Genomic DNA, 21,831 nt, shown 5'->3' with positions numbered 1-21,831 from the left:
AAAGCGCAAACTAAAAATAACATGGTATACAAGAAGCCAACCGGCGGTCGCGACGACAGGCCAAACAAATCATCAGCCCGCTCAAACAGCGGCGAAGGTGCACCAAAACGCCCCTCATCTTCATCATCACGCAGCCCTTATGGCACCCGTGGTGCCGATAGCGGTAACAACTACAGTGCCGACAGGAGGACATCATCGAACTCAAAACCATACAAAAATTCCGATTCTGACAACGAAAGGCCAAAACGCGGCACTTCATCAGGCTCTGCTTTTGGCGGTGGCGATAAAAAGGCATTTGTACCAAAAGGCCGCCCATACAGCGGCCGCCCCGATGGCGAACGCCCGCAACGCAGGTTTGATAACGAAGAGCGCAGCGGTTTAGGCCCGGCATCGTTCAAAAAACCTTTCTCTAAAGACAAACCCTTTGCTAAAGATAAACCCTTTGGCAACCGCCCCGATGGCGACCGCAAACCCTTTAACCGTGATGCAAAAAACACAACCGGTAAAAAAGATTTTGCCAACACCACATCGGGCTATAAAAAATTCGACCGCGAGCGCCCGCAAGGCGACGCCCCTGCACGCACCATGCGTGGCCGTAAAAACGCCGCTGCCCCAAAAGCTAAGGATGACGGGCTTATACGCCTTAACCGCTACATTGCTAACGCCGGCATATGCAGCCGCCGCAAGGCCGATGAGCTAATAACCGCAGGCGTGGTATCGGTAAATGGTGTAGTTATAAGCGAGCTTGGCCACAAGGTTGACCCTTATAAAGACGAAGTACGCTACAACAATGAACCGCTTAAACGCGAGAAGATGGTGTACGTATTGCTGAATAAACCAAAAGACTACATTACCACTACCGACGACCCGCAAGAGCGCCGCACGGTAATGCACCTGGTAGAAAAAGCCAGCCGCGAACGTATTTACCCGGTTGGCCGCCTCGACCGTAATACCACCGGTTTGCTATTGATGACCAACGATGGCGACCTGGCCGACAAACTATCGCACCCGCGCAACAACATTACCAAATTATATAACGTAGAGTTGAGCAAATCGCTCACCCAGGGCGACCTGAACAAGATACAGTTTGGTTTAGAGCTGGAAGACGGCTTTATAAAACCCGACAGCGTATCGTACGTAACCGGTGGCACCAAGCGCGAAATTGGCATACAAATACACAGCGGCAAAAACCGCATTGTACGCCGTATTTTCGAAAGCCTGGGCTACGAAGTGGTAAAGCTCGACCGTTCGATATACGCCAACCTTACTAAAAAGGACCTTCCGCGCGGCCGCTGGAGGTATCTTGATGAAAAAGAGGTGGTGCAATTGAAGCATTTAATACAGCTCGTATAATTTCTAAAACTCGAATTAAACGAATTTTTAGAATTTACAGAATATGGAAAGGCGGCTTTAAGGCTGCCTTTTTTGTTGATAGTTGTTAACGCCAATCAACAAATGAACTAATGAACCAATAAACTAAATGCGTAAATTTGCCATCCCATGCACCTGCAGCAGCTTTCCTTTTTAAATTTTAAAAACTATACCGAAGCCGAGCTTACCCTCAGCCCCGGGGTGAATGCTTTTGTGGGTAATAATGGGGCCGGCAAAACCAATTTGCTTGATGCCGTGCACTACCTCAGCCTCTGCAAAAGTTACTTTAACCCTATAGATAGCCAGCAGATAAAACAGGGTGCCGATTTTTTTATGATAAACGGCATCTTCGAGAAAAACGGTGATAAGGAAGTGGTGGCCTGCGGTGTAAAGCGGAACCAGAAAAAGCAATTCAAACGCAATAAAAAAGATTATACCCGCCTTGCCGACCATATTGGGCTGCTACCGCTGGTAATGATATCGCCTTACGATATCAGCATTATTATAGAAGGCAGCGAAGAGCGACGCAAGTTTATTGATAACGTAATATCGCAAACCGATAACCGCTACCTGGACGAGCTGATAGCCTATAACAAAGTGCTTACCAACCGCAACGCCATGCTGAAGATGATGGCAGACACCGGCAGGTTCGACCCGGAACTGCTGGATGTGCTGGACGAACAGTTGGCAGCATCCGGCACGCGCATATTCGAAAAACGCCGCGATTTTATGGAAAGCTTTACCCCCATCTTCAATGCGCATTACAGCTTCATTAGCAACGGTGCCGAGCAGGTAGAACTGGCTTACGAATCGCAATTATTGAACGATAGCCTTACCGACTTGCTGAAGAAGAACATAGGGCGTGACCGTGCATTAGAGCGCACCGGCAGCGGCATCCATAAGGATGACCTGCAATTTAATATCCATGGCATGCCTATGAAAAAGTTTGGCTCGCAGGGGCAGCAAAAATCTTTCCTGATAGCGCTGAAGCTGGCTCAGTACACCTTCCTCACTCAAAAGAAGGCGTTTAAGCCTTTGCTGCTGTTAGATGATATTTTTGACAAGCTTGACGACGGGCGCGTAACCAAACTAATGCAAATGGTGAGCAATAACGATTTTGGGCAGGTGCTGATAACCGATACCAGCCTGAGCCGGGTGCAGCAAATATTTGAGGCGATAAACGTAGATGTAAAATTATTTAAAGTAGCGGAGGGAACTATTGATGCGTAAAACCAACGACAAATCGCTTAAAGATGCCATTGAGCAAATGCTGAACGTTTATAAAATTAAACGCCGGTACGATGAGACACATGTAGTGGCTGCCTGGCCCGAGCTGGTGGGCAAATCGGTAGCTAACCGCACCAAGGAATTATTCATCAGGGATAAGAAACTCTTCCTGCGCATCGAGTCATCGGTAATAAAAAACGAGCTGGTGCTGATGCGCAGCCAAATAATCACCAAAATAAACGAGGATGCTAAAACCGAACTGGTGGTTGATATAGTATTTCTGTAGTATTTGAATACTACTGGCGCCCGAGACGGATACGCGAAGTGATTCCGCGCAGGGCATCGTCCATAATGTGCGAAAAAGCCAGTAAAAATATCCCCGGGAAAATAAACGCAAACTGCGCTTCGGGATGATACCTGAAAATATCTAACGATATTAACAGAATAGTCACGATGACCACAGAGTATACTACGTATTTGAACAGGGCTTTCACGAACTATAATTTTTTAACTGGTATGTAATTGGGATTACAACGTAAAGTTAAAAACAAATATTATACGAAACAAAGCAAATCCAAATAAAAAAGGCGCAATTTTTCAATTGCGCCTTTTTTATACTACTGGCTATTAATACCTTTCGAAAGCCGAGAAGAAGAAGTTACCTTCAATTTCGGCGTTCTCATCAGAATCTGAACCGTGTACTGCGTTTGCTTCGATAGACTTGGCAAACAGGTTACGGATTGTGCCCGGCTCTGCTTTAGCAGGATCGGTTGCGCCAATTACGGTGCGGAAATCGGCAACTGCATTTTCTTTCTCTAAAATAGCAGCTACTATAGGGCCAGATGACATAAAGTCTACTAAATCAGCAAAAAAGCCGCGTTCGCTGTGTACAGCATAAAATTCGCCTGCTTTGGCAGGAGTTAAGGCAGTATATTTCAAAGCAACTATTTTAAAGCCGGCTTTGGTAATGTGGTCTAAAATACCGCCGATGTGGCCGTTTGCTACCGCATCGGGCTTTATCATTGTAAATGTTCTGTTGGTTTTCATTTCTTAGGGTTAATCTGCTTAATAGATTATTAAAATTGCCGCAAAAGTAGGTTTTTTAAGCTGAAACATAAAGCAAATAGCGTTAAATAAGCCGTTTGTATTTAATTTATTTAATTAGCTTTGCGCCTTGTTTTAAGAATTAATGTTGGATTTAACAGCGCTGGCAGAACTTTTAGCCCAGCCCAAAAAGATAGTAATTACCACCCACCACAAACCCGATGGCGATGCCATGGGTTCGTCGTTAGGCCTGTACAATTATTTAGTACAACTGGGGCACCACGCCAGGGTAATTGCACCGACAGATTATCCCGACTTTTTAGCCTGGCTGCCCGGTAACGAAGAGGTAATTATTTACACCGAGAACACCGAAGCGTCTGCCGTTTTAATAGCCGAAGCCGATATTATCTTCTGCCTCGATTTTAATAGCCTTAGCCGCATTAACCAAATGGGCGAACTGGTTGGCGCCAGCAGTGCTTATAAGGTGATGATAGATCACCACCTGGAGCCGCAGGATTTTGACGATTACCGTTACTGGAACATCAATGCCTGTGCCACCGCGCAATTGGTTTACACCTTTATTGCCAACGAACTTGGGCACCGCGAGTATATTAATAAGGACGTGGCCACCTGCCTGTATACCGGTATCCTTACAGATTCTGGTTCGTTCCGCCTGCCAAACACCACATCTGATGTTCACCGTATAGTTGCCGAACTGATAGACTGTGGTGCCGTTAACTGGCGCATACACGAGCTGATATACAACAGCGCATCAGAAAACCGCCTGCGCTTTTTAGGGCATTGCCTGGCCAATTGCCTGGAAATACTGCCCGAATACAATACCGCCATAATTGCCGTTAATAAAGCCGACCTGGAGAAGTTTGACGTGAACACCGGCGATACCGAAGGCGTGGTAAACTATGCCCTATCAATAGCCAGCATAAAACTTGGCGCTTTTATAGTAGAGCGTAAGGATATGGTAAAACTATCGTTACGCAGTAAAGAAGAGTTCCCGGCTAACGAAATTTGCAAAAAGTATTTCAATGGCGGCGGGCACCGCAACGCGGCCGGCGGCCAATCGGGCGAAAGCTTTGAGGCCACGGTAGAAAAATTTAAATCGATATTACCCGAGTATAAAAAACTATTAATACAGTAAAAACTAAAATGAGAAAAAACGTAATGTTTGTAGCGCTTGCTGCCCTTGGCCTTGCAAGCTGCAAAGGTGGATTTAAGCAGGCCGATGGTGGCTTGTTATACGATATACACACCGACAAATCGGGCCCTACCATTAAGGCTGGCGATTTTATGAGCCTGAACCTGGTGCTGAAAACCGAAGGCGACTCGGTAGTGTACAGCACTTACGAATTGGGTCGCCCGGTGTTGGCTCCTATGCCAAAGGATGGCAAAAAAGGCGACATCACTACCGGCTTTGCCCTGCTTAGCGAAGGCGATAGCGCAACCTTTAAAATGAATATCGATTCGGTATTCAAAAAAGGCCAGCCAAAACCTCCGGGCATGAAAGGCAAATACCTTATTTACAATGTAAAAGTTGAAAAGGTTATTCCTCGTGGTAATCTTAGCGATGCTGTTTTCCAGGGCCGTATATCTGAGTATTTGAAAACTACTGCCGAAGCAGCTCAAAAAGCAGAACCAGCCAAAATCAAAAAATATAACGAAGACAACAAAATTACTGCTACTGTTACCGCATCGGGCTTAAACTACCAGATAACTACTCCGGGTTCGGGCCCTAACATTATCAATGGCGACACTGCTGTGGTAAACTACACCGGCAAATTAACAAATGGCAAAATTTTCGATAGCAGCATTAAAGCCGATGCCGAGAAAGCTGCTGCAGAATCAAAAAGACCTGTTGACCCTCGCCGCACTTACGAGCCTATTAAAGTTGCAGTTGGCGCAGGCCGCGTAGTAAAAGGCTGGGATGAAGGCATGTTGTTATTAAACAAAGGTGCTAAAGCTACCTTGGTTATCCCATCTACTTTGGGCTGGGGCGAACAGGGCGCGCCGCCAATGATACCTCCGTTTGCAACTACCGTATTTACTGTAGAAGTGGTGAACATTATCCACGCAAACCCAAATGCACCTAAAGTAGCAGAGCCACAACCACCTGCTGTTAGATAATTTGTAAAAAACTATACCGGCCTTCCGTACAAAAACGGAAGGCTTTTTTAATGATGAAAAAATCTATCTATACCCTCCTATTTTGCGCAGCATTTGCTGCCGGCGCACAGGCGCAGGTTAAAACCCTGCCTACAGGCGTGCAATACCAGATATTTACGCCCAACACCGGCGAAAAAATTAAGCAAACCGATGTAGTAACCTTTCATGTTACCCAACGCACGGATAAAGATTCGGTACTGTTTAGCAGTTATAAAATAGGCCAACCCATAAAAGTGCAAGCCCAGCCATCGCGCAACCCCGGCGATCTGATGGATATTTTACCACTATTAGCCGTGGGCGATAGCGCCTTTGTTAAGGTACCGGTTGATACCATTTTTAAAGGTAACGATAGCCAGCGCCCTGCGTTTTTGGCCAAAGGCGGCAATATTTTGTGTACCGTAAAAATACTGCAAATACAAACCATGGCAGAGGCTATTGCCGAGCGTAACGCCGGTTTAGAAAAACTAAAAGCCGCCGAAGTTGCCGATGCTGATGCTTACATCAAAAAACACAATTTGGTGTTAAAAACCACCCCATCGGGCTTAAGGTACGTAATAACCAAGTTTGGTGTTGGTCCCAAAGCACAAAAAGGCGACTCGCTGGCGGTTAATTATGCAGGCCGTTTAACCAACGAAAAGATTTTTGATACCAGCATTGAGTCGGTTGCCAAAGCCGAAGGCGTTTACCAGGAAGGCCGCCCTTACCAGCCGCTTAGCTTTGTATTAGGCGAGCAGCCCTTAATTGCGGGTTGGGTAGAAGGCCTGCAGCTGATGAACAAAGGCTCTAAAGCAACCTTCGTTATCCCATCGGCCATTGGTTACGGCGAGCGCGGTATGGGTGCCGAAATTAAGCCCTACAGCGCATTGGTTTTTGATGTAGAAATTGCCGACCTGAAAGTAGGTAAACATGCCGCTGCACCAAAACCTGCGGCCGCAACAAAAGCAAAAACGCCGGTAAAAAAGCGCCCGGTAGCTAAAAAGAAAAATTAATAAGCCTAAAAAGCCTCCCGCAACGGAGGCTTTTTTATTTTTGCAGCATGGTGTTAACAGATACACATACGCATTTGTATTACGAAACTATTGATACAAAGCGGCAGGCCCTGATGCAGCGGTGTTTGGATAATAAGGTAGAGCGCCTGTTTTTGCCCAACGTAGATACCGCATCGCTCCCGCTTATCCAGGAGATGATAAGCGCTTACCCCGATAATTGCTTTGCCATGATAGGGTTGCACCCCTGCTCGGTAAAAGAGGATTGGGAACACCAGTTAGCGCTGATGCAGCCCCACCTGCACAAGCATCCCATTTATGCCATTGGCGAAATTGGCATTGACCTGTATTGGGATAAAACCTTCCTGACGGAACAAATACAAGCATTTAAACTACAGATAAAATGGGCCAAGCAATTGCGTTTGCCCATTGTGATACACTGCCGCGATGCCTTTGATGAGGTGCACGAGGTATTAGTGCAGGAGCAGGGCGAAAATCTTCGTGGCATATTCCATTGTTTTGGCGGCACGGTAGAGCAGGCCCAAAAGGTAATTGCCTTGGGCTTTTACCTTGGCATTGGCGGTATTGTTACCTACAAAAAAGCCGGGCTGGATGAAGTTTTACCTCAAATTGATTTAAAGCATATCGTTTTAGAGACTGATTCTCCGTATCTTACCCCTGTTCCGTACCGAGGTAAACCTAACGAAAGCTCTTATTTAACGTACATAGCCCAAAAGGTTGCGGAACTCTATCATATTACTGTAGAAGAAGTGGCAGCAACCACCACCGAAAATTCTAAAAAAATATTCGGGGTGTAATTATTTTATTAAAAAGCAGAACCTGAGCAATGAGCCAAATACTCATCATATATACCGGCGGAACTATAGGCATGATGGCCGACCCGATATCTAAAACTTTGGTACCCATTAACTTTGAACAGATAATGGATAACGTACCCGAGCTGGAGAAACTGAACTGTAAAATCAAGGTACACTCCTTCGAGCAGATCATCGATTCATCAAACATGAACCCTGCAATTTGGAGCGAGCTTGCCGGCTTAATAGAAGCTAATTACGATGAGGTAGACGGCTATGTGATACTCCACGGCTCGGATACCATGGCTTACACGGCATCGGCACTGAGCTTTATGCTGCAGAATTTGGATAAGCCTGTAATATTCACCGGCTCGCAGTTACCCATAAGCGCGGTACGTACCGATGCGAAGGAGAACCTGATGACGGCCATTGAAATAGCAAAGGCCAAAAAGAACGACAAAAGCCGCGTACCCGAGGTTTGTATCTACTTTGATTATAAACTCTTCCGCGGTAACAGGGCGTTTAAATATAACTCGTCAAAATTCGAAGCCTTCCGTTCGCCTAACTATCCAATACTTGCCGAATCGGGCGTGCATTTGCGTTTTAGTGCCAACGATATCCGCCAACCCGGAGAAGGCCCGCTGAAAGTGCATAATAAGCTGGTGAGCGATGTGGCCGTACTAAAACTTTACCCCGGCATAAGCCCTAAAGTAGTAGAAACCATTTTAGGTGCCGATGTACGCGGCATTGTAATGGAAACCTTCGGCGCGGGCAACACTACTACTGATCAATGGTTCATCGACCTGCTGAAGAAAGCCATTGATGCCGGCAAAGTGATATTGGATATATCGCAATGTAAAGTAGGCACGGTAGAGCTTGGCCGCTACGAAACCAGCAAAGAACTAAAAGATATGGGCGTAGCCAGCGGCTTCGACATGACCTTTGAGGCAGCAGTAACCAAAATGATGTACCTATTGGGCGAGATAGACGACCCGCAGGAAGTTAGGCGTTGTTTGGAGATGGATTTGAGGGGAGAATTGACGGAGGCGTAAGCACCACCAGCCCCTCCCCCTCTTGTAATTTCGAATCCCTGAAGCGGGGACAGGTGCGCGAGCGGGTGAGAAAACTTCGACGCAAATGCATGAACGCTTTGCATTGTGGATTTGCATATCGTACAAGTTCCCTCCTCGCCCCGGCGCGCAATCCCTCCACCGCTCGTTCGGGATGACATGGGGGGGAGGAAGGAAATGAGAAAGCTTCCCATCAAAACAAATTCAGCCCCACATTCCAGCCCCAAAACCAGTTACTGCGTTTGGTAGCATCAAACTTGGGGTGCAAATCCTGCATTAACGCGTAGCCTTTTACGGCATTAAACTGCCCGGTGTAATATAAGTTTATCGATGGGCCACCGATGAGTGCCAATCCTTTTGCCAGCCTGATATTGATATTAGCATCCAACCTGTTCAATAAATTGGTGCAATGCCAAGTACCCTGGTACAGGTAACGGCTGCTGATTTCGGGGTTTAGGGTAATGCGCCCGCCGCCCATTACGGTGCCAAAACCCATCCCCATGCCATACATCTTTGCATTCTCGTTCAGCCTGGCACCACCGGTGTACAGGGTATAAAAACTTTTACTGCCCGATTTTAGGGTGAGGTTAGCCTGCAGCGTCTCATTGGCACCAAGGGTAACTTTATGATAGCCGTTCTTCACAATATTGATGAGCCCTATACTGAATCCGCGCGAGGTGTCGGCAATGTTTATTAAACCTATCTGCAGCCCGCGCAGGTAACCTGCATAATTAAACAGTCCGCCCAGTTGTATGCCCTCAAACTTGCGGCTGGCTACATTGCCCAGTATTGCCATCTGTATACCATCAACACGTTTATTGGCAATATTGCCAATGGGTGCTACCTGTATACCTTCTACTTCGCCGCGCACATGGTTGTAAAGGCTTAACTGCACACCGCGCAAATTACGTTTTACGCTATTGTGCAATAGCGCTACCTGTACCGCGTGCACGCTACCCAATACATTGTTGTAAAGCCCTGCTATTTGCACACCGCCTACGTTGCCGCCCACCACATTAAAAGCACCGGCTAATTGGAAACTGCGCACATCGCCCTTATCCAAATTAAATATAATGCCCAGTTCGGCGCCATCTACACCTGCGTTATAGCCGCCGACCGCGTTCAGCGAAACCGTGTTCACTATCTGCCCGTTCATTTCGCCGTGGGTGCTTACATTGGGAATGGCTGATGCCTGGAAAGGCGCATTGGCAATAAGCCCCTTTAGGTTGGCAGCCTGTATTTTTTGCCGGGTAGAGAGGAACAGCTTACCCAGCGAAGTGGTTTCTATCCCCTCGGGGTCATCATTCAAGGCGTAGTACAAAATGCTTTTGCCGGTTACCCGGGTAATATTTACATCTTTCAGGAAAGTAATGGTAGTATCTTTATAAAACTCCTTGCTGATGGTAAGCTGCACCTGCATACCGGTGTTTTTCAGCCTGAGTTCGAAAAAGCCGTTGGCATCTGTTAGGGTGCTTTGCAATACGTTGCGTTCGTATACACTGGCGTTGGCGAGTTTCTTGCCGCTGTGCTCGTCGGCAATAAAACCGCTTACTACAAAATCTTCACCCTGCATAGCGGTGCTATCGCTTAGTACCTTTAGTTGCAACGGCGCGTAACGTAAAATAATAAAGCCCGGCGTTTCTTTGTACTCGAACTTGCGCATCAGCAAATGGTCCAGCACCTCTTTTATGGTCCAGTTATCAGCATCAAGGCTTACCAGGCTATCGGGTTTCAGCAAGCGGCTATCGTAAGAGAAGTAGAATTTACCCCGCTCCTCCATCGTTTTCAGCATCACACCCAGCGGCCTTTGGTTAATATGGATAGAAATATTGCGGCCAAGCATTGATTGTGCCGAAGCCTTCAGACAGATAGCCGACAGCATAACACAAGCCGTAAACAATAATAGCAAGCGCTTTAATTGCATAGGTGTTTGGTAGTAAAATTATTTCAGGATGATGCGCCCGTTTTGCCGCTCTACCGATATTCTGAAGGTTTCCTGTACCGTCGTTAGTATCTGGTTAAGTGGCTGCTCTTTAAACACCGTGGTTATAGGCAGTTTGGCTATCGCTTTGTTGCCGATAACAATGTTCGACCCATAAATGGCGTTCAAGGCCTGCACCAGTTCATCGAGCGGGGTTTGATCGCACACCAGTTCTTTGGTGGCGTAGTAGTTGTACAGTTTGCCTTTTACGTTTTGCTTGCCCAAACCACCTTGCCCTGCCCCTACTTCAGTTTTTTCGCCCGGGTTCAGGTTAATGCTTTTGTGGTTTTGCGCAACGTTTACAATACCCGTAGCCACGATCACTTCGGTTTTACCATTCCTGCTTTTTATATTGAAAGACGTGCCAACCACCCTAATGGTTACATCGTTCACCGAAATAATAAAGGGTTTTGTTTTATCGGGCTTTACGTTAAAAAATGCCTCGCCCTGTAGCTTCACCTGCCGGGTATCGCCCTTAAAATTCTCTGGGTACGATAGCCGCGACATGGCATTCATGGTAATTACCGAGCCATCGGGCAAAGTATCGGTCAGCACACCATTATTACTGGCTATGCTGATATTTTTTGGCGGACCAGTCAAATAATTCAACCCAAAATAGCCCGCAACAACAAACACCAATACAGCTGCCGCAATGGCCAGCCAATTGGTTTTCTTCGATGCAAGTGGAACAATTGCAGCTTCTTCCGCCTCCGGCATATTTTTAATGCAGGATTGCAGGCGCGTATAGGCAGCATCGGCATCAACCGTGCTGGTATTGGCCAGCTTCAGGCTTTCATCCCAAATTCTTTTAAGCTGAGCGTAATGCACGGCGTTGGCCTCATCGGCAGCCAGCCAGGCATCAATATCCGCAGCCTCTTGGGGCGTAGCTTCGCCAACCAGGTATTTCACCAGCAGGTCGTCGTTCATATGTGGGTTGCTACTATCCATGCGGTCAGCGGTTTATCCATAATATAAAAAGCAGCGTTAAAAACTCTGCCAGTTTAGCGCGCATCAGTTTCAGCGCCTTGCCCATTTGGTTCTCAATGGTTTTTACCGATAGCCCCATATGGTCGGCAATTTGCTGGTACTTCAATTGTTCGAAACGGCTTAGCTGAAAAATGGTGCGGCATTGCTGCGGCAGTTCGTTCAGCGCCTGCCTTATGCGCTGCTCCAACTCGGTAGCCATCACCTTTTCTGCAGATTCGCCCTCCTGTTGCTCCATTTGCCCCGTATAATAAACCTCGAAGTTCGCCTTTACCTTCTCTCGTTTTAAATAATTCAGGCTTTCGTTGTGCACGGCGCGGTACAGGTAAGCCTTTATAGAGCCATCTGTTTTCAGCTGCCCGCGTTTTTCCCAAATACGGCAAAACACATTTTGTACCACTTCCTCGGCCAGTTCATCATCCTTTAAAAAAGTGTAGGCGTAACTATGCAGGTTTTTGAAATGCGTTTTAAACACCTGTTCAAATACCCGTTGGTCACCCTCCTTCAGTAAAGCAATAATGGCGCTGTCGCTGTGTTCCACCTTTAGCGGCTTTTTGCGCTAAAGATAGGAGGTTTGGCGGGGAAAATTAAAGAACGAATGCTTCTATTATTCCCTCCCTGGGGAGGGAATATCTACACCACTACGCCAACTGTATCTGTATGGTATACAACGAGTGGTGTATATCCACCTTGCTGCAAATGCCGTTGGTGTATGAGTAGTAATTGTAATTACCGTCGGGCAGGTCTATGCGGTATACATGGTTGCCGGTTTGCTTTACCTTTAAAAACTGTTGAAAGTTATCTGAATATACCTGCGAGTTATCCGCCGGCTCGTGCGTATAAAGCAGCATCAGGTTGGTGCTTATATCTTTTTGGCTTAATGTACCGTTTTTACCCTCGGCGCTGGTTTGGTAGCCATCGCCTACGGCTGTGGTTTGGCGGTTGGCTTTCTCCTTGCCATTCACGTTGCGCAGTATATGCGAACTTACCAGCCTGCCATCGCTGAAAGTCGATTCCTCATTGCAATTAACTTTGATGCTGAAGATGAAACGCATCTTCACTTCAGATATCATGCGGAGGTAAAGGTTATCGCCGTTTCGCTTTTGGTAAAGGTCCATGTGGCCCACCACCTTGCTGCCGTGCAGTACATTGTATTTAACCGTTTGCTCCTGCGCCGATGCGGAAAAGTACGATGCCAAAAACATAGCCAGCGCTACTGTATTCCTGATCATCTTCAAGGCCCTGTTCCCTTTATAGCGGCTAATGGCCGGCATGGCGTATTTCTTAAAAAGCCATATGAGTAACGCTATTATCATGATGTGTATTTTTTGTTTTATACACGTTGTACAAGATTAAACAAGATTACCCCTATTTACTTTAGTGATATTTTAACAGGATTTCAGGATGAAGGGATTATTACAGGATTTTTTTGTTTGGGACTTCACCGATTTGATTAGCCAAACGGAAGAAATCAGAGAATCTTTTAATCAAGCGCATCATGGTTCAGAAAAAAGCGCAAAGCCGTATCTCATACAACTTCGCGCTTTTTTTCTAATCTCTAACCTCCAGCCTCTAATCTCTGCTCGAAAGCAACTCATCCAAATTACCCAGCCCCATTTTAAAGCCTTCTTCAAAGCCCATGGTGATGATGGTTTGCAGGTCCTGCTCCGAATCGAAGTTTATTTCGATGTTTACGGTGGTTGCATCGCCATTGGCTGCAAAACCTTTGTTCCAATACATCAGCGGGAAATCGGGGTTATCGTTATAGGCTTCGTCGCAAAAGCTTACTTTATTGGTGATGCTTTCTTCGGTAACTATCGTCCTGAACTCTTCTTTACATAAGCTCGAATCGCCTTGCGGGCCTATCATGGCGTATATCCAACGGCCGCCTTCGGTGAAGTTCATCTCGCGGGTTTCGGCGCGGTAGGGTTTTGGTGCCCACCATTTGTCGAGTATTTCAGGGTTCGTCCAGGCTTCCCAAACATCGGCCAATGGTGCATCAAAACTACGCACCACAGTAATTTTTTTGTTCTCAGTGTCTTTAGTAAACACGGTTTCTTTGGTTATCATAACTTTAGTTTTTACGGTTCTTCAGTATCTCGTCCAGCTGATCAAAGCGGCTCTCCCACATCTTGCGGAACTGCTCCATCCACACATCCACCTCCTTCATCTTCTCGGGGTTAAAATGATAATAGATCTCGCGGCCGCTTTGTTTCTGCTCCAGCAAGCTGCACTCGTTCAAAATTTTGATGTGTTTGGATATGGCCTGCCGACTGGTTTCAAAATGCTCGGCAATGGCATTAGGCGTCATGGCGCTAACAGCCAGTAAAGTAATAATGGCCCTGCGTGTAGGGTCGGCTATGGCCTGGAAAACATCTCGTCTCATATTTATCTTGCAACCTTTCGGTAGCAAATATATGCGCAACTAATTGGTTTCGCAAATTTAACCATGATTTTCTTGATTTTTTTGATTCTCTGATTCGTATCACTCAGCCCATGCCATCGGTGGAATCATAAGTAATCGGTGGAATCAAGAAAATAAAAAAATAAAATAAAAAACACCTCAACTATTGCAACGTACGTTTTCAATACATACCTTTGGTTTATGAAGTTATTTAAGAAGGATGAACCGGTCGATAATGTACCTACCAAAACCGAACTGGATGTTTTGCAGGTGCTTTGGCAGCATGGGCCATCTACCGTACGCTTTGTGCACGATAAACTGAACGAGCAAAAAGAAGCGGTGATATACACCTCTACGCTGAAGCTGATGCAGGTGATGAAAGAAAAAGGCATGCTGGAGCGCGACGAAACCAACATGAAGCATATTTACAGCGCCGCTGTAGAAGAGGATAAAGTAAAAGGCAATATGCTGGGGAGATTTGTTGATTCGATATACAACGGGTCGCCAAGCAGCCTGATGGTGGCACTGCTGGGGAACGATAAAACATCGGCAGAGGAGCTGCAAAAAATAAAAGAGTTACTGAACGATATAGATAAAGGCAAATAATACCAACGTAATGGACTTGCTAAACAACCTCAACACTACACGCATAATACAGGCATTCAGCTGGATGCTTATTCACTCGCTTTGGCAGGGCTTGCTGCTGGCGGTGGCGGCTGCGGTGGTGTTAATGGTAACACGCAAGGCAAGCTCGGCGCTGCGGTACAATTTGGCGCTGGCCTTGTTCGTTTTCTTTTTGGCAGGATGTGGTTTCACTTTTGTGCACGCACTTGATATTGGCCATACCACAGGCCTTGGCCAGGACATCGCGAATGGCATTGCAGCAAAGGCTGGCGGCACTTTCCATTTAGATGTTGCGGGGATGCAGGCATTTGGCCAGGCTTGCGTTAATTACTTCAGTGTTAATGCGCCGTTCGTAGTGCTGTTGTGGTTCGTGCTGTTTTTGTTCAGGTCGGTAAAGTTTATAGGCGGCGTGGTGTACATTCAGCGGGTAAGGTATCGTAAAGTTTCGCTGCCTGGTGCTGATTGGCAGCAACGCGTTGATGTGCTGTGCCGAAAATTGCAGCTAAGCCGTGCTGTTAGATTGCTGGAATCGGGTTACGTGAAAGTGCCACTGGTGATAGGGCATTTAAAACCGGTTATACTAATGCCCGTGGGCCTACTGGCAGGCTTGCCGCCCGAGCAGGTGGAGGCTGTATTGCTGCATGAATTGGCACACATCCGCCGGAACGATTACGTGGTAAACTTCCTGCAAACCATCGCTGAAACCGTCTTCTTCTTTAATCCGGGACTGATGTGGATATCATCACTCCTGCGCGAAGAACGAGAGAACTGCTGCGACGATATGGCACTTGCCCAAACGCAAAACAAACGCGGCTTTGTTGAGGCGCTCATTAGTTTTAAAGAATATTCGCTGCAGGCATCCGGTTATAGCGTAGCTTTTCCTGGCACCAAAAACCAACTACTACAGCGGGTAAGCCGCATAATGCTTAACCGCCATAAAACCCTTGCCCCTGCCGAGAAAGGCTTTGTGCTGGGCGGCATTGTTATGCTATCGGTTATGTTAAGCATGGTGGCCGTAGCGCAAATGAAAAGCGTTACCCGCACCGAACATAAGACTTCGACAGCGACGGTTGAAACCGTTAAGCAACAGAGTGTTGATCAAAAAACAGCCACCACCAAAACCGTAAATACCCCTACCCGCCGCGGAAAGCCGCAAACTGCTGTAGCCAATCCGCCCAAACCCGGCACCGATATGGCGGAGTTGCTGAAACAAAAACGCGAAACCGAAGTAGCGGCATTATACACTGATAAGCAAAGAGAATTTACTGCCCCGCCGCAAAATTTTGAGCTTACCGATGCAGCCGCCAAACAAAAATTACAGTCGGAATCGGATATGCTGCAAATGAAACGCGACAAAGAACAAGCCGACCGCGACATGCGCCAGGCAGCGCTCGACCAGGTGCAAGCCATGCGCGACCAGGAGCAAGCCCGTAAAGACCAAATTCAAGCCAAACTGGATGCGGAACAAGCCGCCCGCGACCAGGCCCAGGCTATGAAGGACCTCGAACAAGCCCGTAAAGACCAGCAAAAAGCCAAGCAGAACAGTCAGCAGCAAAGCATACAATTATAAAGCAACAACCGCTAAACAACACCTGTAGGGGAACGCGCGCCCGTACCCGTGCATTTAGCACCCAATAAACCCAACCGGTAATACTTTTTTAAAAACCTGCCAATAGCGGGGTGGATTTGTATTGCCCAATTTTTAACCTTTTAAACAAAACGTGATGAAAACATTTTTAAAAGGCGGCCTTTTTGTAGCCGCTATGCTGGCCGCGACCGCAGGTTACGCCCAAACCGTAAACGATGACACCCCGAACAGCAACTACCTGACAACCTCTAACGAGAATGGTAAGCAAACCGAAGAGTTCCGTACCAATTGGAACGGCGTGGTTTACAAAGCCAAATTTGTAAACAATAAGATGACGGAGCTGAATATTGACGGGCAGCAGATACCCGAAAGCGGCTGGAACAAATACAGCAGCGTAATTGCCAAAATAAAAGAGCAGATACGCCGCGATAAAATACAGGCGAAGAAAGACCAGGAGCAAGCCGGCCGCGATATGCTGCAAGCTAAAAAAGACCAGAAACAAGCCATGCGCGATCAATTGCAGGCTAAACGCGATGCAGAACAAGCGCAAAAAGATGCTATGCAAGCTAAGCGCGACGCAGAACAGGTAACACGCGACCAGGCAGCCGCCCAAAACGACCAGCAACAGGCCAAACGCGACCAGGAGCAGGCCGCTAAAGATATGGTACAAGCAAAACTTGACCAGGAACAAGCCGCCAAAGACCAGTTACAAGCTAAGCGCGACCAGGAACAGGCCGCCCGCGATATGGTACAAGCAAAAAAGGACATGGAGCAGGCCAAGAAAGACCAGGAACTGCTGCGAGCCTTAGTTGCCGATTTGGTGAAAGATAAAATTATTGCCACCGATAAGGACTTGCATACCCTTACGCTGAATACTGATGAAATGACAGTAAACGGCAAAAAACAGCCGGCAGCTGTTTTAGAAAAATATAAGGCCAAATACAAACGCTTCACTCACCTCAACTTTAGCTATGGCAACGAGGATGGAGTGAGGACTTATGAGGGGTTACATATTAGCCATTGATACATAAAATAAAAACAATTTGTCATTGCGAGGAGCGGCAGGGCTGGACGGTGTGGGGACGCGACGTGGCAATCTCATAGGACAGTCGTTTAAACCAGGTTTTCGGTAATGCTTTGCGACGAGATTGCCACGTCGCCCTCTCGCACGCCCCCACGCCTCTGCTCCTCGCAATGACAAAATGTTTAAGATCGTGTGAATCGATAAATCCTGAAATCGTGTTAAAATTTCTCCACAACATTCGCAGCAGCGGCAGGCATCTTCACCTTATAGCGGTACATACCATTGAAGTTGTCCTCTTCTTTTAAAAATTCGTGGTTCTTTTTGCTGATCCAAAAGGTTTCGGTAGCGTGGCGGCCGGCGTTGTCGCTCTCGTTGAATAGTATCCAGCAGTCTACCTTTTGGTTGTCGAGGGTGGTAATTACCTCGCTGCCGGTAACTTTGTAAACAATATATTCGGGTTTGCCGAAGCCGGCATCGTAAAAGTTGATGGCGAAGGTTTTGCCTGCGGCAAGGGGCAGCATCTCGAAGGTTTCTATATCCAAATTCCAGTTATAGCAAGGCTCTGCAAAGTCGAGCGCAAAGGTTTTGGCAGTGTTTATAGTTACAGTATCGGCACCGGTAATTTTTGTGTTGCTCCAGTTGAAAGCTTTGTTTTTACCGGCAACGGTTTCCGAATGGTAGATGGGCGAAAAATCGCTGGCTTTGTTTACCGAGTATACGGTGCGATAGCTGCTGGTATCGTTACCGTACCAGTGCTGGTTGGTCACCAATACTTTTTGCCCGCCTCGGGTTTCCAATTTAGTATCGCGCAGCCAAAGCCAAAATTTGAGCATCTTGGGCGTTTTGGGGTTTTGAAAATAAACAGCATACTGGCGCAGGCCGGGTTTCAGGGTGGCAACGTTCAGGCGGTTATCTTTCAGCCGGATGGTATCTATTTTTTGTGCCGATGCATATTGCGGCTGTGCCGACAAGAACAGCGTAAGCAGGCTGACGATGATCGCCGGTATGGCATGTAAAGTTTTCATTTGTATGGAATGTTAAAGGTTCGCGTTTTATTTATTGGTGCAAAGGTGTTGCGCATTAATAAATACCCGAAACCTGTTCAACCCATCTGCCTGTATTTTTAACGGACCGCGGTATAATTTCAATCGGCCATAAAACCGGGTTGTATTATAGCATTTGATGAAAACATTGAAGAAATGCGTCAAGCCATTGAATAAATATGCCCGCCGGTTTAAAACTACACTAAGGCAGCAAAAAGCTTTGTATTTTTAAGCATGAAAATATCCGCAGGCAGGCTTAATGTAGTGCAATTGCAATGGATGGTGTGGGCGTGCTTCTTCATCGTCATCATGCTATCGTTACTGCAGAATGATAGCCTTGGACAAGCCATTGCTTATGCTTTTTTAAATAGTGGCTTTTATGCTATTATCATTTACGGTAATATTTTGTGGCTGTTCCCGCAACTTTACTCAAAAGGGAAGATTGCGCTGTATGTAATTGCGGTTATCCTGTTTCTGCTTGCTGTCGGGTTTGTGCGTGGTTATGTAACCCTGTTTGTTTACAATGCCTGGTTCGCGCCGAAGCCGGTGCCTATGGGGATACAAGCTATCAGCAGTTTTATGGTGAGCAATTTGGTGATATTCCTGCTCAGTTTTGTATTTAGGATAGCTATTGCCTACTTCGCGATAAAGCAACAGGCGGAAGAAGTGGCGGTACAAAAAGCCGAGGCGGAGCTTAACCTGCTGAAAGCACAGGTGCAGCCGCATTTCCTGTTCAATACTCTGAATAATATCTATTACGAGGCGTACTTGGAGGCTCCGCGCACGGCAGCGCTCATCGAGCGGCTATCTACCATTATGCGGTATTTTGTTGATGAAAGCCCTAAGCAAACTGTATCGCTGGCTACCGAAGTGCAGTTCATAGAAAACTACATAGAGCTGGAGAAGATACGCATCAGATACGAGGTTGATATCACCTTCAGTAAAAATTGCGATGCCAATATTAACGTACCGCCCATGTTACTGATGCCTTTTGTGGAGAATATATTTAAGCATGGCATTGATAAGTCGAGCGCGGAGAATAGGGTAAAAATCGAATTGATACAGAAGGCAGGAAGGCTACTTTTTAGCACCGAAAATACTATACCCGAAACACCATTGCATCCCAACACCACCGGCTCGGGTATTGCCAACCTGCGCAAACGGCTGCAATTGCTTTACCTTGGTGATTTCGAACTTTCCACCCCAAATAAAGGTGATATTTACGTAGCGCATTTAAACATCCCGCTGAAATGAATTTGAGGTGCATTATAGTTGACGACGAGCCCAATGCCGTAAACCTGCTGGAGGTACTCATAGGGCAAACTACACAATGGCAACTGCTGGGCAAATGCTACAATGCGCTGGAAGCTATCGAATTTCTGAAAAAGCACACTGTCGATTTTATTTTTCTCGATATCAATATGCCCCACCTAACCGGTATGGAGCTGGCGGGGTTGTTGCCTAAAGAAACTAAAATTGTTTTCACCACCGCTTACGCCGAGCACGCCGCCGAGAGCTATGCCTACCAAACTATAGATTACCTACTGAAGCCTATCACCCTAAAACGTTTTGTAGCTGCCACGCAAAAAATAGAGGCTGCCTTTAACCCGCCCCCTGCCGCAACAACCACATCGGCAACAACTAGCCCAGAACCTGACTACTTCTTTTTCAAAAGCGGTAAAACCCTGCGTAAAATATTACTGGCAGATATCCTTTACTTCGAGAGTGAGAAAGAATATGTGCGCCTGGCCACTGCCACCGAAGAGCTGCTGATATACCGCCGCTTGAAAGATATTGAAGAGCAACTGCAAACTCCTTTTGTTAGGGTGCATAACTCCTATATTGTAAACTCCCGCCTCCTCAACAAAATTCAGGACAACCACATTTACATCGGCACCAAACAAATACCCATAAGCGAAAAATTCCGCGAGGGCTTTATGGAGGTGATCAGGCAGCGTATCTTTTGATTTTTTGGATTTCACCGATTAAGGATGATTCCACCGATAAAGAAGGATTACACTGATGGGATTTGATTTTGTTGATAGCGAGCCGGAGTATATGCCAGTTTCCCGAATCTTCGGAGTAGGTTGCTATAAATCAGTGTGCCCATAAATTCGTACCTTTGTACCAATGCAATCAGTGGAATCAACTTTAATCGGTGGAATCAACGCCAATCAATCGGTGGAATCAAATCCCATCGGTGGAATCCAAAAAAACAATTGGGAGAAAGGCTACAACAACTATGGCCCATGGCTTAAAGAGAAGTACAAGGGGCACCGTGTGTTTAAAGTTATTGTGGATGGCGGTTTTACCTGCCCCAACCGCGATGGCAGTAAGGGTTACGGTGGTTGCACGTATTGCAATGTAGATTCGTTTACGCCATCGGTTAGCCGCAATGCACCTACCGTGCGCGAGCAGGTGATACAGGGCATGGAACGCGCCCGCAATGGCAACAAGGCCGATAAATTTATCATCTATTTTCAGCCCAATACCAATACTTACGCGCCGGCTCATTACCTTAAAATGCTGTACGACGAAGCCCTGAGCTACGGTACCGAAGATATTGTAGGTTTAAGCGTAGGCACCCGTCCCGACTGTATAGACGCGGAAAAGATAGCCCTGCTGGAAAGTTATACCGACCGTTTCGATGTGGACCTGGAGATGGGTATGGAGAGCATTTACGACGAAACCCTGAACCAGATAAATCGCGGCTGCAGCCACGATGAATTATTGAAGGCGTTAAAACTTACCGAGAATACAAAACTGGACATTTGCGTGCACACCATCTTCGGCTTCCCCTGGGAAACGCACGAAATGATGCTGAAATATGCCGACGAGATAAACCGCCACGCGCAGATAAAATTTGTAAAATTCCACCACCTGCATATTGTAGAGGGCAGCGTAATGGGCGTAAAATACAAACGCGAACCATTTAAGCTTTTCAGCCTGGATGAGTACGCCAATTTCCTTTGCGACTTGCTGCCACTCGTACGCCCGGATATCATCATCCAGCGCCTCTTCGGCCTCAGCGACCGTGAACTGCTCATTGCTCCCAACTGGGGCCTGAAAAAGAGCGAGATACAATATTATATCGACCAGAAAATATTGAGCAGAGGCGTGGTGCAGGGCAGCGCATTGTAAGCATTATGGCATCCTCCACTTTGTCATTCTGAGCGATAGCGAAGAATCTATTAGCCACTATGCAATAACCGCCATGCAAATTTGCGAATAGATGCTTCGTCCCTCAGCATGACAAAATACCACTTATCATTCTGGAGCGAAGCGACGAGATATCTTGTACGGTTATGCATTATCGTTATGTATGAGCACCGGGATATTACTGCCATGCATATCGTCGAAGTTCTCTCCTCGCCCGTGCACACCTTCCCCCGCCGCTCGTTCGAGATGACATGAGGGATAGCGTTTAACCATGTAGTTAACAAAACCACCCTACGTTTTAGGAATAACCGCACCTGTTGGCTTAGTTTTTGC

23 protein-coding genes are annotated in these 21,831 nt (G+C 46.8%); 14 read left to right on the top strand and 9 right to left on the bottom strand.

Annotated features, from left to right (window positions below; translation table 11 throughout):
- Positions 1-21 precede the first annotated feature (21 nt).
- The 3 genes from BC343_RS18995 to BC343_RS18985 all read left to right on the top strand — a co-directional run bounded on the left by BC343_RS18995 (position 22) and on the right by BC343_RS18985 (position 2,884).
- A complete protein-coding gene (locus BC343_RS18995; RefSeq protein WP_078349379.1) occupies positions 22-1,353 on the top strand; it encodes a pseudouridine synthase in 1,332 nt (443 codons plus the stop codon).
- A gap of 147 nt (positions 1,354-1,500) precedes the next feature.
- On the top strand, positions 1,501-2,601 hold the full coding sequence (recF, locus tag BC343_RS18990; RefSeq protein WP_078349378.1) for a DNA replication/repair protein RecF: 1,101 nt from the start codon (positions 1,501-1,503) through the stop codon (positions 2,599-2,601).
- The gene (locus tag BC343_RS18985; protein ID WP_078349377.1) at positions 2,594-2,884 is read left to right on the top strand and encodes a DUF721 domain-containing protein; all 291 of its coding nucleotides are present in this window, start codon (positions 2,594-2,596) and stop codon (positions 2,882-2,884) included. Before recF ends, BC343_RS18985 begins: the two co-directional genes overlap by 8 nt.
- A 10-nt stretch (positions 2,885-2,894) precedes the next feature.
- Here the strand turns inward: BC343_RS18985 and BC343_RS30805 are convergent, their stop codons facing one another.
- Together BC343_RS30805 and BC343_RS18980 are read right to left on the bottom strand one after the other, a co-directional pair.
- Complete coding sequence (locus BC343_RS30805; RefSeq protein WP_143822265.1) at positions 2,895-3,092, bottom strand: hypothetical protein; 198 nt, start codon at positions 3,090-3,092, stop codon at positions 2,895-2,897.
- 133 nt (positions 3,093-3,225) lie between these two features.
- The gene (locus tag BC343_RS18980; RefSeq protein ID WP_078349376.1) at positions 3,226-3,645 is read right to left on the bottom strand and encodes a nucleoside-diphosphate kinase; all 420 of its coding nucleotides are present in this window, start codon (positions 3,643-3,645) and stop codon (positions 3,226-3,228) included.
- Positions 3,646-3,787: 142 nt separating this feature from the next.
- On the opposite strand from BC343_RS18980, the gene BC343_RS18975 reads away from it, so the two are divergent.
- Genes BC343_RS18975 through BC343_RS18955 form a run of 5 tightly spaced genes read left to right on the top strand, consistent with a single transcriptional unit; the run spans position 3,788 to position 8,673 of the window.
- Positions 3,788-4,798, top strand: a complete 1,011-nt coding sequence (locus BC343_RS18975; protein WP_078349375.1) for a DHH family phosphoesterase — start codon at positions 3,788-3,790, stop codon at positions 4,796-4,798.
- Between the two features lie 8 nt (positions 4,799-4,806).
- A complete protein-coding gene (locus tag BC343_RS18970; protein WP_078349374.1) occupies positions 4,807-5,781 on the top strand; it encodes an FKBP-type peptidyl-prolyl cis-trans isomerase in 975 nt (324 codons plus the stop codon).
- A gap of 50 nt (positions 5,782-5,831) precedes the next feature.
- Positions 5,832-6,809 (top strand): FKBP-type peptidyl-prolyl cis-trans isomerase, encoded by a 978-nt coding sequence (locus BC343_RS18965; RefSeq protein ID WP_143822264.1) that lies wholly within the window; start codon positions 5,832-5,834, stop codon positions 6,807-6,809.
- Between the two features lie 47 nt (positions 6,810-6,856).
- Entirely contained in the window at positions 6,857-7,624 is a 768-nt protein-coding gene (locus tag BC343_RS18960) for a TatD family hydrolase (protein WP_078349372.1), read from the top strand.
- A gap of 29 nt (positions 7,625-7,653) precedes the next feature.
- Positions 7,654-8,673 carry an asparaginase gene (locus tag BC343_RS18955; protein ID WP_078349371.1) on the top strand — a complete coding sequence of 340 codons (1,020 nt, stop codon included), beginning with the start codon at positions 7,654-7,656 and terminating at the stop codon, positions 8,671-8,673.
- Between the two features lie 211 nt (positions 8,674-8,884).
- On the opposite strand, the gene BC343_RS18950 is transcribed toward BC343_RS18955, so the two are convergent.
- The 6 genes from BC343_RS18950 to BC343_RS18925 form a co-directional block, all read right to left on the bottom strand.
- Positions 8,885-10,615, bottom strand: coding sequence for a peptidase associated/transthyretin-like domain-containing protein (locus tag BC343_RS18950; RefSeq protein WP_078349370.1), 1,731 nt, complete (start codon positions 10,613-10,615; stop codon positions 8,885-8,887).
- A gap of 18 nt (positions 10,616-10,633) precedes the next feature.
- Entirely contained in the window at positions 10,634-11,620 is a 987-nt protein-coding gene (locus tag BC343_RS18945) for a FecR domain-containing protein (protein ID WP_078349369.1), read from the bottom strand.
- A 4-nt stretch (positions 11,621-11,624) separates the two neighbouring features.
- Complete coding sequence (locus tag BC343_RS18940) at positions 11,625-12,197, bottom strand: RNA polymerase sigma-70 factor (protein WP_078349368.1); 573 nt, start codon at positions 12,195-12,197, stop codon at positions 11,625-11,627.
- Positions 12,198-12,297: 100 nt separating this feature from the next.
- Positions 12,298-12,972: a DUF6134 family protein gene (locus BC343_RS18935; RefSeq protein WP_078349367.1), complete on the bottom strand. Its 675-nt coding sequence runs from the start codon at positions 12,970-12,972 to the stop codon at positions 12,298-12,300.
- A gap of 256 nt (positions 12,973-13,228) precedes the next feature.
- Entirely contained in the window at positions 13,229-13,726 is a 498-nt protein-coding gene (locus BC343_RS18930; protein ID WP_078349366.1) for an SRPBCC family protein, read from the bottom strand.
- Positions 13,727-13,730: 4 nt separating this feature from the next.
- Complete coding sequence (locus BC343_RS18925; protein ID WP_078349365.1) at positions 13,731-14,042, bottom strand: ArsR/SmtB family transcription factor; 312 nt, start codon at positions 14,040-14,042, stop codon at positions 13,731-13,733.
- Between the two features lie 219 nt (positions 14,043-14,261).
- On the opposite strand from BC343_RS18925, the gene BC343_RS18920 reads away from it, so the two are divergent.
- The 3 genes from BC343_RS18920 to BC343_RS18910 all read left to right on the top strand — a co-directional run bounded on the left by BC343_RS18920 (position 14,262) and on the right by BC343_RS18910 (position 17,296).
- Positions 14,262-14,666: a BlaI/MecI/CopY family transcriptional regulator gene (locus BC343_RS18920; RefSeq protein WP_078349364.1), complete on the top strand. Its 405-nt coding sequence runs from the start codon at positions 14,262-14,264 to the stop codon at positions 14,664-14,666.
- A gap of 10 nt (positions 14,667-14,676) precedes the next feature.
- Positions 14,677-16,254: a M56 family metallopeptidase gene (locus tag BC343_RS18915; RefSeq protein WP_078349363.1), complete on the top strand. Its 1,578-nt coding sequence runs from the start codon at positions 14,677-14,679 to the stop codon at positions 16,252-16,254.
- A 154-nt stretch (positions 16,255-16,408) separates the two neighbouring features.
- Positions 16,409-17,296, top strand: a complete 888-nt coding sequence (locus BC343_RS18910) for a hypothetical protein (protein WP_078349362.1) — start codon at positions 16,409-16,411, stop codon at positions 17,294-17,296.
- A gap of 218 nt (positions 17,297-17,514) precedes the next feature.
- Here BC343_RS18910 and BC343_RS18905 read toward each other — a convergent pair whose 3' ends face one another.
- Positions 17,515-18,321, bottom strand: coding sequence for a DUF3108 domain-containing protein (locus BC343_RS18905; RefSeq protein WP_078349361.1), 807 nt, complete (start codon positions 18,319-18,321; stop codon positions 17,515-17,517).
- A 252-nt stretch (positions 18,322-18,573) separates the two neighbouring features.
- Here BC343_RS18905 and BC343_RS18900 point away from each other — a divergent pair, with 252 nt between their 5' ends.
- From BC343_RS18900 to BC343_RS18890, 3 genes are all read left to right on the top strand, one after another.
- Positions 18,574-19,593, top strand: coding sequence for a sensor histidine kinase (locus tag BC343_RS18900; protein WP_078349360.1), 1,020 nt, complete (start codon positions 18,574-18,576; stop codon positions 19,591-19,593).
- A complete protein-coding gene (locus tag BC343_RS18895; RefSeq protein WP_078349359.1) occupies positions 19,590-20,306 on the top strand; it encodes a LytR/AlgR family response regulator transcription factor in 717 nt (238 codons plus the stop codon). Before BC343_RS18900 ends, BC343_RS18895 begins: the two co-directional genes overlap by 4 nt.
- A 214-nt stretch (positions 20,307-20,520) precedes the next feature.
- Positions 20,521-21,480, top strand: coding sequence for a TIGR01212 family radical SAM protein (locus BC343_RS18890; protein ID WP_238381807.1), 960 nt, complete (start codon positions 20,521-20,523; stop codon positions 21,478-21,480).
- Positions 21,481-21,831: the final 351 nt, after the last annotated feature.

Origin of the sequence: Mucilaginibacter pedocola, from assembly GCF_002013915.1 — a bacterium.
GTDB lineage: Bacteria > Bacteroidota > Bacteroidia > Sphingobacteriales > Sphingobacteriaceae > Mucilaginibacter > Mucilaginibacter pedocola.
The sequence above is the reverse complement of the archived record's forward strand: the minus strand, read 5'-3'. Positions and strand labels throughout refer to the sequence as shown.

Bases quoted from the DNA above. Each gene is read 5' to 3' on its own strand.
- BC343_RS18905 (WP_078349361.1), bottom strand. From the start codon at position 18,321: ATGAAAACTTTACATGCCATACCGGCGATCATCGTCAGCCTGCTTACG.
- BC343_RS18930 (WP_078349366.1), bottom strand. From the start codon at position 13,726: ATGATAACCAAAGAAACCGTGTTTACTAAAGACACTGAGAACAAAAAA.
- BC343_RS18950 (WP_078349370.1), bottom strand. From the start codon at position 10,615: ATGCAATTAAAGCGCTTGCTATTATTGTTTACGGCTTGTGTTATGCTG.
- BC343_RS18935 (WP_078349367.1), bottom strand. From the start codon at position 12,972: ATGATAATAGCGTTACTCATATGGCTTTTTAAGAAATACGCCATGCCG.
- BC343_RS18985 (WP_078349377.1), top strand. From the start codon at position 2,594: ATGCGTAAAACCAACGACAAATCGCTTAAAGATGCCATTGAGCAAATG.
- BC343_RS18915 (WP_078349363.1), top strand. From the start codon at position 14,677: ATGGACTTGCTAAACAACCTCAACACTACACGCATAATACAGGCATTC.
- BC343_RS18960 (WP_078349372.1), top strand. From the start codon at position 6,857: ATGGTGTTAACAGATACACATACGCATTTGTATTACGAAACTATTGAT.
- BC343_RS18975 (WP_078349375.1), top strand. From the start codon at position 3,788: ATGTTGGATTTAACAGCGCTGGCAGAACTTTTAGCCCAGCCCAAAAAG.
- BC343_RS18900 (WP_078349360.1), top strand. From the start codon at position 18,574: ATGAAAATATCCGCAGGCAGGCTTAATGTAGTGCAATTGCAATGGATG.
- BC343_RS18965 (WP_143822264.1), top strand. From the start codon at position 5,832: ATGATGAAAAAATCTATCTATACCCTCCTATTTTGCGCAGCATTTGCT.
- BC343_RS18920 (WP_078349364.1), top strand. From the start codon at position 14,262: ATGAAGTTATTTAAGAAGGATGAACCGGTCGATAATGTACCTACCAAA.
- BC343_RS18895 (WP_078349359.1), top strand. From the start codon at position 19,590: ATGAATTTGAGGTGCATTATAGTTGACGACGAGCCCAATGCCGTAAAC.
- BC343_RS18980 (WP_078349376.1), bottom strand. From the start codon at position 3,645: ATGAAAACCAACAGAACATTTACAATGATAAAGCCCGATGCGGTAGCA.
- BC343_RS18970 (WP_078349374.1), top strand. From the start codon at position 4,807: ATGAGAAAAAACGTAATGTTTGTAGCGCTTGCTGCCCTTGGCCTTGCA.
- BC343_RS18995 (WP_078349379.1), top strand. From the start codon at position 22: ATGGTATACAAGAAGCCAACCGGCGGTCGCGACGACAGGCCAAACAAA.
- BC343_RS18945 (WP_078349369.1), bottom strand. From the start codon at position 11,620: ATGGATAGTAGCAACCCACATATGAACGACGACCTGCTGGTGAAATAC.
- recF (WP_078349378.1), top strand. From the start codon at position 1,501: ATGCACCTGCAGCAGCTTTCCTTTTTAAATTTTAAAAACTATACCGAA.
- BC343_RS18910 (WP_078349362.1), top strand. From the start codon at position 16,409: ATGAAAACATTTTTAAAAGGCGGCCTTTTTGTAGCCGCTATGCTGGCC.
- BC343_RS18925 (WP_078349365.1), bottom strand. From the start codon at position 14,042: ATGAGACGAGATGTTTTCCAGGCCATAGCCGACCCTACACGCAGGGCC.
- BC343_RS18955 (WP_078349371.1), top strand. From the start codon at position 7,654: ATGAGCCAAATACTCATCATATATACCGGCGGAACTATAGGCATGATG.